The sequence below is a fragment of the Lysobacter niastensis genome, assembly GCF_015453285.1.
GTDB lineage: Bacteria > Pseudomonadota > Gammaproteobacteria > Xanthomonadales > Xanthomonadaceae > Lysobacter_J > Lysobacter_J niastensis.
The window spans coordinates 551,841-566,574 of sequence record NZ_JADLZT010000001.1; the positions used below are offsets into that span (position 1 = coordinate 551,841).

Sequence of the window (14,734 nt, forward strand, 5' to 3'; positions counted from 1 at the left end):
GGCGAGCGGTGATTGGATTCGTTGCGGATTCCGAGCAACGGCTATGCCATGGGTGCCGACTCGATATAACGGCAAGCCAATCCCGTTCGTTCTGAGCGTAGGCCGCAGGCGGAGTCGAAGGATGGACGGGTGACGATGCCGGGGCCGTAGCCCGCAACGCGATCTCAGCGACGGCGGGGAATCAGTTGCCCCAGGGCCTTCCCAGCGTCAGCTTCACCGCGCGCACGCCAGGCACCGCGCGCAGCGTACCGGGGAGATCCGCATCGACGCGGATCGAGCTGGTGCCGTTGAGGTCCAGCATGCCGGCCGCACCGTGCCGCAGCAGGTCCAGGCGCAGCGGCGTGGTGCCGGGGCGCTTCTGCGCGAGCAGGTTGTCGACGCGCTGCCACACGCCCGGCACGCGCAGATCCAGCCGCATCGACAGGCGCTGCGCATGCTTGGCGCAGATCTGTTCGTAGTCCCAGCAGCGGGCGGCGCGCAGGGCAAAGCCGCCGCTGAAACTGTCCTCGCGCAGGCCGCCCTGAATCACCAGCAGGCGGTCGCGCACCAGCATCGCGGCGAACTCGGTGTAGGCCTCGGCGAAGAAGGCGCATTCCAGGCGGCCGCGGCCGTCCTCGATCTGCACGAACATCTGGCTGTCGCCCTTCTTGCGCAGGCCGACGACCTGTCCGGCGATCACGGTCTCCACTTCCTGTCGCCAGCTGCCGCGGCTCGGCTCCGGACGCGTCTCCCAGATCCTGTCGAGATCGCCGAGGTCGTGGCCGGTGAGCGTGCGCAGCTCGTCGCGGTACGGATCGAACGGATGACCGCTGAGGTAGTGCCCCAGCGTCTCGCGCTCGCCGTTGAGGATCTGCGTGAGCGGCCACTCGTCGGTTTCCGGCAGGTCCAGGTGCAGCGCCGGCGCGGCGGTTTCGGCGCCGCCGAACAAGGACACCTGTCCGGCCGCCTGTTCCTTCGCGAGCTGGTCGGTGGCCTTGAGCACTTCCGGCAGCTGCAGCATCAGGCTCGCGCGGTTCTTGCCGAGCTTGTCGAGCGCGCCGGCCTGGGTCAGCGCTTCCAGAGCGCGGCGGTTGAGCTTGCTGCTTTCGACGCGCTTGCAGAAGTCGAGCAGGTTGGCGAACGGACTGGCCCGGCGCGCCTCGACGATGGCCTCGCAGGCGCCGCGGCCGACGCCCTTCACCGCACCGATGCCGTAACGGATCGTCGTGCTGTCCTTGGCCTCGAACATGTACGCGGATTCGTCCACGTCCGGCGGGAGCACGGTCAGGCCCATCACGCGGCACTCGTCGAGGAAGCCGGTGACCTTGTCGGTGTTGTCCATGTCCGAGGACAGCACCGCGGCCATGAACTCGGCCGGGTAGTGCACCTTCAGCCACGCGGTCTGGTAGGCGACCAGCGCGTAGGCGGCCGAGTGCGACTTGTTGAAGCCGTACTCGGCGAACTTCTCCATCAGGTCGAAGATCGGGCTCGCCTGGTTCGCCTTGATGCCGCGCTCGGCGCAGCCGCTCTCGAACTTGGCGCGCTCCTTCGCCATCTCCTCGGGCTTCTTCTTGCCCATCGCGCGGCGCAGCATGTCGGCGCCACCGAGCGTATAGCCCGCCAGCACCTGCGCGATCTGCATCACCTGTTCCTGGTACACGATGACGCCGTAGGTCGGCGACAGCACCGGTTCCAGCGATTCGTGCGGGTAGGTGACCTCGGTGTTGCCGTGCTTGCGGTCGACCCATTCGCGATCCATTCCCGAGCCCAGCGGGCCCGGGCGGAACAGCGCCGCCAGCGCGATGATGTCTTCGAACGTGTCGGGCTTCGCGCGCTTGAGCAGCTCGCGCATGCCGCGCGATTCGAACTGGAACACCGCGACCGTGTCGCCGCGCGCGAACAGCTCATAGCTGGGCTTGTCGTCCAGCTCCAGCGCGGCGATGTCGAGCGGTTCCTGGCCTTCGGCCTGGCGCCGCTTGTTGATGGCCTTGACCGCCCAATCGATGATCGTGAGCGTGCGCAGGCCGAGGAAGTCGAACTTGACCAGGCCGACCGCTTCGACGTCGTCCTTGTCGAACTGCGTGACCGGGTTCTTGCCACGGCCTTCGCCGTCGTGTTCGGCGAACAGCGGGCAGAAGTCGCTGAGCGGGCTCGGTGCGATCACCACGCCGCCGGCGTGCTTGCCGGCGTTGCGGGTCAGGTCCTCGAGGCTGCGCGCCAGGTCGAGCAGGTCGCGGACATCGTCCTCGGCGTTGTAGCGCGCGATCAGGTCGGGCGAGGCGAGGGCGTTGTCCTTGCGTGCGGCTTCCGATTCGCCGAGCGCGTCGTCGAGGCAGATGCCCAGCGTGTTCGGGATCAGCTTGGCGATGCCGTCGACGAAGCCGTACGGGTGGCCGAGCACGCGGCCGGAGTCGCGCACCACGGCCTTCGCCGCCATGGTGCCGTAGGTGATGATCTGGCTGACGCGGTCGCGGCCGTACTTGCGCGCGACGTAGTCGATGACCTCGTCGCGGCGGTCCATGCAGAAGTCGATGTCGAAGTCGGGCATCGACACGCGTTCCGGATTGAGGAAGCGCTCGAACAGCAGGTCGTACGGCAGCGGGTCCAGGTCGGTGATGCCGATCGCCCACGCGACCAGCGAGCCGGCGCCCGAACCACGGCCCGGGCCCACCGGGATGTCCTGGTCCTTGGCCCAGTTGATGAAGTCCGCGACGATCAGGAAGTAGCCCGGGAACCCCATCTTGATGATGACGTCGAGCTCAACTTCCAGGCGCGCGTCGTAGTCCTCGCGCGTCTTGCCCGGCGCCAGCGGATTCTTTGCCAAGCGCTTGTCGAGGCCTTCGCGCGCGGTGTTGCGCAGCCAGCTCTCGATCGTGTGCTCGCTCGGCACCGGGAACGCCGGCAGCGCGTACTCGCCGAGTTTCATCTCGACGTTGCAGCGCGTCGCGAGCGCCATCGCGTTGTCGATGGCGTCGGGGACGTCGGCGAACAGCTTCGCCATTTCCTGCGAAGACTTCAGGTACTGCTCGGCGCTGTAATCCTTTGGACGCTTCGGGTCGTCGAGCACGCGGCCGGACGCGATGCACACGCGCGCCTCGTGCGCCTCGAAGCCCTCGCCGTCGATGAAGCGCACGTCGTTGCTGGCCACCACGGGCAGGCCGCGCGCCGTGGCGGCGTGCAAGGCGAACGTGTTGAAAGCTTCCTCGCCGTCGCGGCCGGTCCGGGTCAGTTCCAGGTGCAGGCGGTCGCCGAACGTGCCGCGCCAGTCGGCGAGCCAGGCCTCGGCCAGTTCATGGCGGCTGCTGGCCGCCAGGCGTCCGGCCAGGCTCTGGCGGCCGGCGAGGGCGAACAGGCCGGCGTTGTCCTCGCGCAGCCAGTCGGGACGGATCGCCACGCCATCGAGGCGATGGCCTTCCATCCAGGCGCGGGACAGCAGGCGGGACAGCGTCAGGTAGCCGGTGCGGTCGCGGCACAGCAGCGTCATCCGCGAGGGCGTCTCGTTGCCGTCGGCCAGGCCGATGTCGGCGCCGATGATCGGCTTCAGACCGGCGCCCTCGGCGGCCTTGTAGAACTTGACCGCGGCGAAAAGGTTGTCGAGATCGGTCAGCGCCACGGCCGGCTGGCCGAGCGCGACGCAGCGCTTCACCAGCTCGCCGATGCGGATCGTCGAGTCGGCGAGCGAGTATTCGCTGTGAAGGTGGAGATGAACGAAGGGTGCGGACATGCGGCGACCGGCGTGCCAGCAGGCAGGTTAACAGTCCGGCCGCAGCGTACAAGCCTTGACAGCACGACGACGGGCGACGCACCTGCGAATCCCCTTGCCGCGCCCCGAGGCGATGATCCCCAGGCCCCGGGGCTGGCGGGCCTCAACCGACCCGGAACAACGACGACGTTTGCCCATGCGGCGCATAGTGCTGCTCGCGCACCGCGTGGTGGTGCTGCATCAATGCCAGTTCATGCAGCCGGTCGCGTACCCATTGCTCGCGCTGTTCGGATGCGCCACCGGAGGGATGCGCCATCTGGCGGTACGAGCAGAAGTCGCGGAAGTCGTCCACCTCGTCGGCGAAGGCCGGCCATGCCAGTTCGATCAGAAGCACGTCGTCGAGCCGGCCCAGCAGCGGCACGCGGTCCGCGATCAGATCGTCGTCGCGATCGATGTAATCCAGCAGCTTGGCCACGCGCTTGCGCATGGCGTAGTCGCTGTCCCAGGCCGGATCCTCGACCATCGCGCGCAACTCCTGCACGCGGCCCATGCGCGAATCGATGACTCCATGGGCGCGATCGGCATCCAGGTGCAGCAGCCAGGCCATCAGCTGCTGTACGCGGTCTCCGTCGACTCGCGGCGCATCGGCGTTGATCTCATGAAGCAGCGTGTCGAACCGGGCGACAGCAGGCGGTGGCAGCGGCACCGCATCGGAACGGGGCGTGTCGCCATTTCCGCTGTAGAAGTGGTCGAACGGTAACGGGTCGGGCGTGGGAGTGGGGTGTGGCAAACGCATCGCGCACCTCGCTTCCGGCCGGTGGTCGGAGCCCGCGCCGCGGCCGGCATCGTGCGCGAGCCGTTCCGTCATCCCTCTGCCGGGGGATGCGATTGCATGATGCGCCGACGCGTCCGCGATGTCTCCCGTCATGAGTCGCCATGACCGATGGGGCTTCCGCGAACGAAACACGAACACAATCAACGAATCGCGAGCAATCGAGCGAAGCACCAATACTGAAGAGGCCACCCGTCGGGTGGCCTCTTCTTTGCACTTGATCAGGTCCCTTGAGGACCACAGGTAGAACGATGGTGCGATTCAGTGGACGTAGAACAGCGGAGCGGTTGCGGGCAGGTAACTGCTGTCGCGAACCTTGCGCTGGTGTTCGGTCAGCACGGCCTCCTCGTAGCGGGCCTGTTCCCAGTCGTCTCGCGTGAAGGCGAAACCATTGACGGCGCATCCGCGCTGCCTGGCTTCCAGCGCACGCAGGCGGCAGAAGTCGAGGTAGTCGTCGACCTCGGCAGCGAGCTGCGGCCATGCGGCGTCGACGACGATGGCATCGTCCAGGCGTCCGACCTTGGGCAGCCAGTCGGGAATCAGGTCGTCATGGCCGCGGGCGTATTCGACAATCGTTCTGGCGGTATTGACAGTATCGTTGGCGGGTGCCCAGGATCGGTCGGCGACCATCTGTGCGACCGTTGCGATCCGGCCGAGCCGTTCGCGGATGCAGGCCGGTGCTGATTCAAGGATGCTGCGGTCGCACAACTCGCGGGCGGCTGAGACCAGCTGATCGCGGTTGTAGGCGTCCTGCCTGCCCAGCCGGGCAAGCAACTGGTTGAAGCGTTCGACGCTTTCCATGGTCAGGTCGAAACCATTGATGCGGTGCCGGCGGCCCATGCCAATGAACGGGCGGTCGAGGATCGCGGGAAGCGGGTTCGGGATGGCGATGATGGCGTTCATGGCGTACTCCGTGGGGGTTGGGACACCGTCCTTGCGGCGCAGGGACAGCGTCCTCCAGGGCCACGGACCAGTCATGAGGAGCGGATGCGCGTTCGCGCATCCTCTGAGCAGGTTGATGAGGTTCCGATGAGGTTTTGCCGATGGAGCCGATCGGGATGCCAGGCCAGGGAGGGCCGACCAGCGAGATCTACCGTTTCGACGACATCGTCGTCGACACCGCTGCGCATACCGTTCTGCGAGCGGGACAACCGCAGACCATAGAGCCCAAGGCCTTCGCGGTGTTGCTGGTGCTGCTGAGACGGCACGGTGAGCTGGTCCCGCGCGACGAACTGCTGGATGCGGTATGGGGACATCGCCACGTCACCCCGGGCGTCCTCACCCGGGTGATCGCGCAACTGCGGCACGTGCTCGGCGACGATTCGCAGCATCCCCGATACATCCAGACCCAGCATGCGCTCGGCTACCGCTTCATCGGCCTGCCGCGCCGCGACTCCGACTACCCCAATTCATCCGAAGCATCCGCGACATCCGTGAATGCGGACGACGAAGCCGTCGGCGAAACCGTGGTGGCGGTGAGGCAATCGGTTCCGGCGTCGCTGAAGCTGGCGGCCAACGAGCCCGTTCCCCCGGATGGGGGACGCGAGGCCGTGGAGGACGGCGCACGCCAGTTGCGGTCGCGCGCCTCGGCATGGGGACTGGTGGTCGCGCTGGGGCTGCTCGTGGCGCTGGGCGCATGGTGGTACACGCACCAGCGCCCGGAGCGTCCGGCCGAGGCCTCGATCGCGGTGCTGCCATTCAACAGCCTCAGCGACAACAAGGGCGACGGCTATTTCGCCGACGGCCTGGCGGTGGAAATGCACGATGCGCTGGCCGGCGTGCCGGGACTGAAGGTGATCGCCGCGCCCACCGCGGGTGGCGGCCTCAAGGCGAAGGACGCCAAGGCGCTCGGTGCGGAGCTGGGCGTGGCGACGCTGCTCGACGCCAGCGTCCGTCGTGAAGGCGCGCGGGTCCGCATCAACGCGCGCCTGACCGACACGAACACCGGCTACACGCTGTGGACGCACAGCTACGACCGCGAGACCTCCGACGTATTCGCGATGCAGAGCGAGATCGCCAACGAGGTCGTGCAGGCGCTGCTGGGCGTGCTGCCCACCGGGGAAGGCAAGGACCTGGCGCGACGGCTGGCGCCGACGACCAGCGTTGCCGCCTACGACGCCTACCTGAAAGGCCGGCAGGAACTGCAGGAGCGCGGCGACAAGGCCGATGCCGACAGCGCCATCAATTACTTCCGCGGCGCATTGGCGATCGATCCGGGCTTCGCCCGCGCGCAGGCCGGCATCTGCCGCGCCGAGATCACGCGCTTCGAGGGCGTGCGCGATGTCGCCGCGTTCGATCGCGCACAGGCGGCCTGCAAGCGCGCCGAGGCGATGGACCCGAGCCTGCGCGAGACCAGCCTGGCGCTGGGCGAGCTGCACCGCATCCGTGGCGAGGCCAGTCAGGCGATAGAACACTACACGCGGGCGCTGGAGGATCCGGCCCTGCGCGCCGACGCGTACATCGGCCTCGCGCAGTTGTCGAGCGCACAGGGCCGCAACGTGCTCGCACTCGACTACTTCGAACGGGCCCGCAAGCTGCGCCCGCGCGACGCGCTGATCTATCGCGAGCGCGGCTACCACTACTACACCAGCGGCGACGTTCCGGCGGCGATCGAGTCGTACAAGGTCGCGACCTCGCTGCAGCCGGACGATTACCGGCTGTGGAGTGGCCTCGGCGGGTTGTACCTGGCCAACGGCGACAGCGCACAGGCCAGTGCGGCGTTCGAGCGGTCGCTGCAGATCCGGCCGAACTACTCCGCGCTCAGCAACCTGGGCACGGTGAAATACGACAGCGGCGCGTATGCGGAGGCAGCCGATCTCTACCGGCATGCGGTCGAGCTCGATCCCAGCGATTTCCGCCTGTGGGGCAACATCGGCGACGCGCTCGCCGCGTCGTCGGTCGACAAGGAAGAGGCCCGCGAGTACTACCGGCGTGCGGCGCAGCTGGCGGAACGCTACGTGCAGATACGCCCTGACGACGCGCAGGGTTTCGCCCAGCTCGGCTGGTACCGCGCGAACCTCGACGAGAAGGACAAGGCGCTGGCGATGCAGGGCAAGGCCGAAGCGCTGGCGACCGAGCGTGGCGAGGTGGCGTTCTGGGGCGCACAGACCATGGCGGTGCTCGGCGATGAGGCATCCGCTCGCGAATACCTCGAGAAGGCTTTCGCCGAAGGCATTCCCACCAAGCGCGTCGGCAACACGCCGGTGCTAAGGCGTCTGGAAGGAGAGGTCGCGGCCGTGTCCGGGCCAGCGCCAGCGAGCAAGCAGTGAATCAAGCCATCAAGGACAGGGGTCCAAAGCGCGAGGTCGCACCATGCCTAGCATCATCATCAAGAGCGGCAACCCTCCCACGGCAACGCCCGACGAGCTCGAGGTAGAACCCGGAGACGATATCGAGTTCACGGGAGACGTCGCCTTCACGATCGAGTTCACCAACGACTCGCCCGACAAGGGGGACCCCGCCAAGAAGCGGCATTCGGACAAGAAGAAGATCAAGATGAAGGCGAAGGACAACAAGACCGGCGGGAAGATGAAGTTCCCTTACACGATCAGGATCGGGGATGCGGCGGCCGATCCGGCCATCATCATCAAGTCGTCGGCTTCCTGAGCGCACAGTCCTGCGGCGGCGCGCACCGGCGCGAAACTGCGCCGGTGCTGCTCGCATGGGCCATGCGCGGTGAGCGCGGCCAGGTGCGCCGGCGTCGAATAACCCTTGTGCTCGTCGAAGCCGTACTGCGGCCAGCGTGCGTGCAGGGCGAGCATGTGCCGGTCTCGGGCCACCTTGGCGAGGATCGAGGCGGCCATGATCGTGCGGTCGCGTGCATCTCCGCCGATCCACGCCTCAGCCGGGCAGGGGAGGCGCCGCGGAAGGCTGTTGCCGTCGATGCGCGCGATGTCGGCGCAGTGCGCGACGCCCGCGATGGCGCGCGCCATGCCGGCCATCGTCGCCTGGAAGATGTTGATGCGGTCGATCTCTTCGACCTCCACGAACTCGATGTGCCAGGCCAGCGCGCGCTCGACGATGCGATCGTAGAGCTGCTCGCGACGCGCGGCGTTGAGCTGCTTGGAGTCGTCCAGTCCGTTCACCGGCGTGCGCCCCGGCGCGAACACGACCGCTGCGACCACGACCGGGCCCGCCAGCGGACCGCGGCCGGCTTCGTCCACGCCGGCGATGCGCAACGTGCGCGGATCGCGCGTGGCATCGATGCCGAGTTCGAGCTGGCCGCCATTCTCAGCCACGCGGCGTCTCCAGCAGTTCGGCCACGGCTTCGGCGGCGCGCGCGGACGCATCGCGGCGCAGCTGCAGGTGCAGTTCGCGGTAGCGTGGCAGCAGTGCCTGCACCGCGCCCGGATCGCGCAGCCAGTGCAGCACGGCGCCGGACAACTTGCTTGGTTCGCAGTCGCCCTGCATCAGTTCGGGGACCAGCCGTTCGCCGGCCAGCACGTTGGGCAACGAATAGCTGTCGACCTTGAGCAGACCCAGGCCCTTCACCAGCGCATAGGTCGTCGGCGACACACGATAGGCGACCACCATCGGGCGCTTGGCCAGCATCGCCTCCAGCGTGGCCGTGCCGGATGCGAGCAGGATCACGTCGCTCGCGGTCATCAGCATCCGTGCGCGCCCGACGAGTTCGCGCACTGCAGGCGCCAATGCTTCGCGATCGGGATGCGCGTTGAACACGCGCTTGAACGCGGCATGCGCGTGCATGTTCGCCATCGGCACGACGATCTGAAGCTGCGGCACCTGCGTCAGCGTGCGCGCGGCGGCGGCGAGGAATGTGGGCCCGAGCCGTTCGATCTCGCCGACCCGCGAGCCCGGGAGCAGCGCCAGCACCGGGCGCGATGAATCCAGGCCGAGTGTTTTGCGCGCGCCGATGACGTCGGGTTCGAGCGGCATCTCGTCGGCCAGTGGGTGTCCGACGAAGCGCGCGTCGATGCCGTGACGCGCATAGATGGCGGGCTCCATCGGAAACAGGCACAGCACGCGATCGGCGCTGCGGCCGATCTTGCGGGCGCGGCCTTCGCGCCAGGCCCACACCGACGGACTGACGTAGTGGACGGTGCGGATGCCGCGCCGCTTCAACCACTTCTCCACGCCGAGGTTGAAGTCGGGCGCGTCGATGCCGATGAAGACGTCCGGCTTCCATGCCAGCAGGCGGTTGCGCAGTTCGCGCCGCAGCTTGAGCAGCCGGGGCAGGTGGCTCAGCACTTCCGACAGGCCCATCACGGCCAGCTCGGAGGCATCGAACCAGCTGTCGAAGCCGGCGGCGCGCATTGCATCGCCGCCGATGCCGGCGAACTCGGCGTCCGGATAGCGCTCGCGCAGGGCCCCGACCAGACCGGCCCCGAGCAGGTCGCCGGAAGCTTCGCCAGCGACCAGCGCGATGCGCATGGGGCGAGTCCGGGGTGGCGTCGGTGGGGCGGGACTCGTCAAGGGAGGCTCAGCGTGGCGGGGGCGTGGCTATTCTGCCCTCGCCGGACGGGGCGCGATAGGACGCGTCCCGCTCACGCCATCGCGGGTCAGCGCAGCAGCGGACGGTCGCCGGCGTCGATGAACTCGAGCACCGCTCGCACGTCCTCGCTGCCGCCGGCCAGTTCCACGAGCCTGGTGCGGGCCTCGTCGAGCGTGCCGCCGGACATGTACAGGGCGCGGTAGGCGCGCTTGATGGCGCTGATGCGATCGCTGTCGAAGCCGCGGCGCTTGAGGCCTTCGCTGTTGATGCCGCGCGGGCGGCCATAGCCTTCCTGCGCGACCATCACGAACGGCGGCACGTCGCCGTTGACGAACGCGCCCATGCCCACGAACGCGTGCGCGCCGATGCGGCAGAACTGGTGGACGCCGGCGAACCCGGACAGGATCACGTGGTCGCCGACGCTGACGTGGCCGGCGAGGGTCGCGTTGTTGGAGAACACGCAGTGGCTGCCGACGATGCAGTCGTGCGCGACGTGCGTGTAGGCAAGGAACCAGTTGTCGTTGCCGATGCGGGTGATGCCGCCGCCGCTGCCGGTGCCGCGGTTGATCGTGCAGAACTCGCGGAACAGGTTGCGGTCGCCGATCACCAGTTCGACGCGCTCGCCCTCGTACTTCTTGTCCTGCGGCTCGCCGCCGATCGCGCAATGGCCGATGAAACGGTTGTCGCGGCCGATGCGGGTCGGGCCATGGACACTGCAATGCGGGCCGAAATGGGTGTTGTCGCCGACTTCGACTTCGCTGCCGATGTAGCAGAACGCGCCCACGTGCACGCCGGCGCCGAGCTTGGCGCCCGCTTCGACCACTGCGCTGGGATGGATGAACGCGCCCGCCATGGTCAGGACTTGACCTCTGCGCAGAGGATTTCGGCGCACGCGGCCTGCTCGCCATTGACGCGGGCGACGCCGGTGTACATCGCCATGTTGCGGATCACGCGCTTGAGCGTAACCTCGAGGTCGAGGCGATCGCCCGGGACGACCATGCGCGAGAACTTGGCGCCGTCGATCTTGACCAGGTAGAAGAGCTTGCCGTTGAGCCCGGACTCGTTGGACAGCTGGGTCAGGATGCCGCCGGCCTGTGCCAGCGCTTCGATCACCAGCACGCCCGGCATGACCGGGTGACCCGGGAAGTGGCCGTTGAAGAACGGCTCGTTGATCGTGACGTTCTTGTAGGCGAGCACGCGCTTGTGCGCCTCGAACTCGACCACGCGATCGACGAGCAGGAACGGGTAACGATGCGGCAGCAGCGACTGGATCGCGGTGACGTCGAGCGGGAGTTGCGGGGTATTGCTCATTATTGATCCTTGTCTGCAGCGTTGATGCGCCTGGCCAGCGCATCGAGCTGCTTGAAACGGGCGGCGTTCTTGCGCCAGCTGCGATTGTCCATCAACGGCGTGCCCGAGGAGTACTCACCGGGTTCGCGGATCGAACTGGTGACCAGGCTCATGGCGGTAACCACGACCTTGTCGCAGATCTCGAGGTGGCCGAGCACGCCGGCCGCACCGCCTATGAGGCAGTAACGACCGATGCGCGCGCTACCGGCCGCTGCCGAGCAACCCGCCATCGCCGTATGCGCGCCGATGTGGACGTTGTGGCCGATCTGGATCTGGTTGTCGAGGCGGACATCTTCCTCGAGCACGGTGTCGTCGATCGCGCCGCGATCGATCGTGGTGTTGGCACCGATCTCGCAGTCGTCGCCGACCACCACGCCGCCGAGTTGCGGGACGTTGAGCCAATGGCCGGCTTCCATCGCCAGACCGAAGCCGGCGGCGCCGAGCACGGCGCCCGGATGCACGACCACGCGCTGGCCCAGGCGCACGCGTGCGACCAGGGTGACGCGGGCGATCAGCTCACTACCCGCGCCGACGACGCAATCCTCGCCGATAACGCAGCCGGGACCGACGATGGCGCCGGCTTCGACGCGGCTGCGCGCGCCGATGCTGACGTGGGGCCCGACGTGGGCGGACGGATCGACGTGAGTAGCGGCATCGACGACGGCCGACGGATGGATGCCCGCTTCGCGAAGCGGCCGCGGTTCGAACAACGCCGCCATCTTGGCGAAGGCGACGTAAGGATCGCGGGCGATCAGCGCGGTGCCGGCGTAGCCTTCGGCATCGTCGGTGCGCATGACGACGACGCCGGCCTGGCTGGCGGCCAGCTGATTGCGGTACTTCGGATTGGCCAGGAACGCCAGCTGTCCGGCGTCTGCACGCGCCAGCGTGCCGACGCCATGCACCCGCGCCGCGCCGTCGCCGCGGACTTCGAGCGCGAAACGCTCGGCGAGTTCTACGGCGGCGAACGAAACCTGTGACACGGGATGCCTGTGCGTTGCCGGACTTAGAACGATCCGCCGAAGGTGAACTGCAGGCGTTCGATCTCGTCGCCGTCTTCCTTGCGCAGCGGGAAGGCGTAGCTGATCGAGATCGGGCCCATCGGCGAGCGCCACATCAGTGCCAGGCCGGTTGAGGTCCGCAGTTCGCTGGCTTCCCAGTTGTCGATGCCGTCGTACACGTTACCGATGTCGAAGAACGTCGAGATACGTGCTGCCGGCGTGTCGAGCAGGGTGGGGAAATACATCTCAAGCGAGCCGACCGTCTTCAGCGAGCCGCCGATCGGCTGCGTGAAGGTGCTGGTTGGGGTCGCTACGTCGCGCGGACCCAGCGTGTTGTCGGTGAAGCCGCGGACCGAGCGCACGCCACCGGCGTAGAAGTTCTCGTAGAACGGCAGGCCGTCGGCGGTCACCACTCGGGTGGTGCCGTCCGGGTTGGTCAGCACGCGCGAGACCGGATCGTCGTAGTTGTCGCCGTAGCCGAGCTCGGTGCGGGTGTTGAGCACCAGGTGGCGGTTCAGCGGCCAGAAGCGCGAGTAGTTGTAGTTGAGCTTGTAGTACTCGACCGTCGAGCCGGGCAGGGTGATTTCCGCCGAGACGCGCTGGATGCTGCCGCGCGTCGGCGTCAGGAAGTTGTCCACCGCCTGGCGCGCCCAGCCCAGTTCCAGGCGCCAGGCATGGAACGTGCGCTGGCCGAGCGCGTCGATGTAGTCGACGATGCTCTGCGGCGTCGAGCCGCGGAAGGCCAGGATCTCGTTGCTGTCGATGCCGAGCATGGCCGACACGGAGTCGGTCTCGGTGATCGGCAGGCCCAGGATCATCTGCCCCGCGCCGCTGGTGCTGGTGTACTGCGCGGTGTTGTAGTCGGAGTTGTCGAACTCGCGCCACCACAGGTTGTAACCCAGCGATACACCGTTGTCGGTGAAGTACGGGTTCATGTACGAGAAGTCGTAGCGCTGCAGGTAATCGCTGCGCTGCGCCTGCACCGAGATGCGGTTGCCGGTGCCGAGGAAGTTGCTCTGCGACAGCTGGATCTGCGCGGTCAGGCCCGACAGCTGCGAGAAGCCGAGGCCGAACACGAAGCTGCCCGAGGTGGTTTCCTTGACGTTGTAGACCACGTCGACTTCGTCGGCGCTGCCGGAGACGGGCTGCGTCTCGACGTCGACGGTCTCGAAGTAGCCCAGGCCCTGCAGGCGGATCTTGGAACGGTCGATGGCCGCCTGCGAGTACCAGGAACCTTCGAACTGGCGCAGCTCGCGGCGCAGGACTTCGTCGCTGGTGCGGTTGTTGCCCTTCAGGACGATGCGGCGCACGTTGACTCGCGGGCCGGGTACCACCTGCATGTTGATGCCGACAGTCTTGCTGGCCTTGTCGACGTCCGGGATCGGGTTCACCTGCGCGAACGCGTAGCCGATGTTGGCCAGGCGCGCGGTGATTGCCTCGGAGCTGATCTCCAGCAGGCGGCGCGAGAAGATCTGGTCGGGCTTGACCAGCACCAGCTTCTCGATCTGTTCCTTCGGCAGGATCGTGTCGCCGGTGACCTGCACCGTCGACACCTTGTACTGGTCGCCTTCGCTGATGCCGGCGGTGATGAACATGTCCTGGCGGTCAGGGCTCATCGCGACCTGGGTCGAGTCGATGCTGAAATCGACGTAGCCGCGGTCGAGGTACCAGGAGTTGAGCTTTTCGAGGTCGCCGGAGAGCTTCTCGCGCGAGTACTGGTCGTCGCGGCGGTACCAGCTCAGCCAGTTGTGTTCGGCCGACTCCCACGAGTCCAGGATCGGCTCCTGCTCGAACTTCTCGTTGCCGATCAGGTTGATGTGGCGGATCTTGGCCGCCTTGCCTTCCTTGATGGCGATGGTGACGTCGACGCGGTTGCGGTCCAGGCGCGACACCGAAGGCGTCAGCTCGACGTTGTACTTGCCGCGGTTCTGGTACTGGCGGGTCAGTTCCTGGGTAACGCGGTCAAGGCTCAGGCGGTCGAAGGTCTCGCCCTCGGCCAGTCCGATGTCCTTCAGGCCCTTCATCAGGTCCTCGGTCTTGAGGTCCTTGTTGCCGGTGATGGTGAGCTTGTTGATCGCCGGACGCTCGGTCAGCGTGACGATCAGGATGCCGCCCTGGCGATCGATCTGGACGTCTTCGAAGAAGCCGGTCTTGTACAGCGAGCGGATGGCTTCGCCAGTGCGCGCCTGGTCGACGGTGTCGCCGCGCTCGATCGGCAGGTAGGTGAAGACCGTACCGGCGGAAATGCGCTGCAGGCCGTCGACACGGATGTCGGTGACGGTGAAAGGCTCGATCGCCCCCTGAGTGACCGCCGACTGGGCCCAGACGGGAAGCGCCGGGGCCGAGACAAGGGCCGAGGCGAGGGCAAGGGCGAGCAGGCGGCGAGAAGGGTGTCGCGTCATCATCACGTCCGGTTGGGA

General features: G+C 67.4%; 11 protein-coding genes. 2 read left to right on the forward strand and 9 right to left on the reverse strand.

Annotated features, from left to right (window positions below):
• Positions 1-181: 181 nt before the first annotated feature.
• From dnaE to IU514_RS02570, 3 genes are all read right to left on the reverse strand, one after another.
• Positions 182-3,703, reverse strand: coding sequence for a DNA polymerase III subunit alpha (gene dnaE / locus IU514_RS02560; protein WP_194929476.1), 3,522 nt, complete (start codon positions 3,701-3,703; stop codon positions 182-184).
• Positions 3,704-3,845: 142 nt separating this feature from the next.
• Positions 3,846-4,478, reverse strand: coding sequence for a hypothetical protein (locus IU514_RS02565; RefSeq protein WP_194929477.1), 633 nt, complete (start codon positions 4,476-4,478; stop codon positions 3,846-3,848).
• Between the two features lie 297 nt (positions 4,479-4,775).
• Entirely contained in the window at positions 4,776-5,417 is a 642-nt protein-coding gene (locus IU514_RS02570; RefSeq protein WP_194929478.1) for a YkvA family protein, read from the reverse strand.
• Between the two features lie 140 nt (positions 5,418-5,557).
• Between IU514_RS02570 and IU514_RS02575 the strand changes: the two genes are divergently transcribed.
• On the forward strand, positions 5,558-7,783 hold the full coding sequence (locus IU514_RS02575) for a tetratricopeptide repeat protein (protein ID WP_194929479.1): 2,226 nt from the start codon (positions 5,558-5,560) through the stop codon (positions 7,781-7,783).
• 43 nt (positions 7,784-7,826) lie between these two features.
• On the forward strand, positions 7,827-8,120 hold the full coding sequence (locus tag IU514_RS02580; protein ID WP_194929480.1) for a hypothetical protein: 294 nt from the start codon (positions 7,827-7,829) through the stop codon (positions 8,118-8,120).
• Here the strand turns inward: IU514_RS02580 and IU514_RS02585 are convergent.
• The 6 genes from IU514_RS02585 to bamA all read right to left on the reverse strand — a co-directional run bounded on the left by IU514_RS02585 (position 8,054) and on the right by bamA (position 14,716).
• A complete protein-coding gene (locus tag IU514_RS02585) occupies positions 8,054-8,719 on the reverse strand; it encodes a ribonuclease HII (protein ID WP_324187769.1) in 666 nt (221 codons plus the stop codon). The two genes, IU514_RS02580 and IU514_RS02585, sit on opposite strands and share 67 nt — an antisense overlap.
• A gap of 25 nt (positions 8,720-8,744) precedes the next feature.
• Positions 8,745-9,905, reverse strand: a complete 1,161-nt coding sequence (gene lpxB / locus IU514_RS02590) for a lipid-A-disaccharide synthase (protein WP_194929482.1) — start codon at positions 9,903-9,905, stop codon at positions 8,745-8,747.
• 128 nt (positions 9,906-10,033) lie between these two features.
• The gene (lpxA, locus tag IU514_RS02595; protein WP_194929483.1) at positions 10,034-10,819 is read right to left on the reverse strand and encodes an acyl-ACP--UDP-N-acetylglucosamine O-acyltransferase; all 786 of its coding nucleotides are present in this window, start codon (positions 10,817-10,819) and stop codon (positions 10,034-10,036) included.
• A gap of 2 nt (positions 10,820-10,821) precedes the next feature.
• Complete coding sequence (gene fabZ / locus IU514_RS02600) at positions 10,822-11,277, reverse strand: 3-hydroxyacyl-ACP dehydratase FabZ (RefSeq protein WP_194929484.1); 456 nt, start codon at positions 11,275-11,277, stop codon at positions 10,822-10,824.
• A complete protein-coding gene (gene lpxD / locus IU514_RS02605; protein ID WP_194929485.1) occupies positions 11,277-12,296 on the reverse strand; it encodes a UDP-3-O-(3-hydroxymyristoyl)glucosamine N-acyltransferase in 1,020 nt (339 codons plus the stop codon). Before lpxD ends, fabZ begins: the two co-directional genes overlap by 1 nt.
• Before the next feature lie 23 nt (positions 12,297-12,319).
• Entirely contained in the window at positions 12,320-14,716 is a 2,397-nt protein-coding gene (bamA, locus tag IU514_RS02610; RefSeq protein WP_194929486.1) for an outer membrane protein assembly factor BamA, read from the reverse strand.
• Positions 14,717-14,734 lie beyond the last annotated feature (18 nt).

What these genes read in the sequence shown, in the direction of transcription:
- dnaE (WP_194929476.1), bottom strand. Translation starts at nt 3,703, where the DNA reads ATGTCCGCACCCTTCGTTCATCTCCACCTTCACAGCGAATACTCGCTC.
- IU514_RS02565 (WP_194929477.1), bottom strand. Translation starts at nt 4,478, where the DNA reads ATGCGTTTGCCACACCCCACTCCCACGCCCGACCCGTTACCGTTCGAC.
- IU514_RS02570 (WP_194929478.1), bottom strand. Translation starts at nt 5,417, where the DNA reads ATGAACGCCATCATCGCCATCCCGAACCCGCTTCCCGCGATCCTCGAC.
- IU514_RS02575 (WP_194929479.1), top strand. Translation starts at nt 5,558, where the DNA reads ATGGAGCCGATCGGGATGCCAGGCCAGGGAGGGCCGACCAGCGAGATC.
- IU514_RS02580 (WP_194929480.1), top strand. Translation starts at nt 7,827, where the DNA reads ATGCCTAGCATCATCATCAAGAGCGGCAACCCTCCCACGGCAACGCCC.
- lpxB (WP_194929482.1), bottom strand. Translation starts at nt 9,905, where the DNA reads ATGCGCATCGCGCTGGTCGCTGGCGAAGCTTCCGGCGACCTGCTCGGG.
- lpxA (WP_194929483.1), bottom strand. Translation starts at nt 10,819, where the DNA reads ATGGCGGGCGCGTTCATCCATCCCAGCGCAGTGGTCGAAGCGGGCGCC.
- fabZ (WP_194929484.1), bottom strand. Translation starts at nt 11,277, where the DNA reads ATGAGCAATACCCCGCAACTCCCGCTCGACGTCACCGCGATCCAGTCG.
- bamA (WP_194929486.1), bottom strand. Translation starts at nt 14,716, where the DNA reads ATGACGCGACACCCTTCTCGCCGCCTGCTCGCCCTTGCCCTCGCCTCG.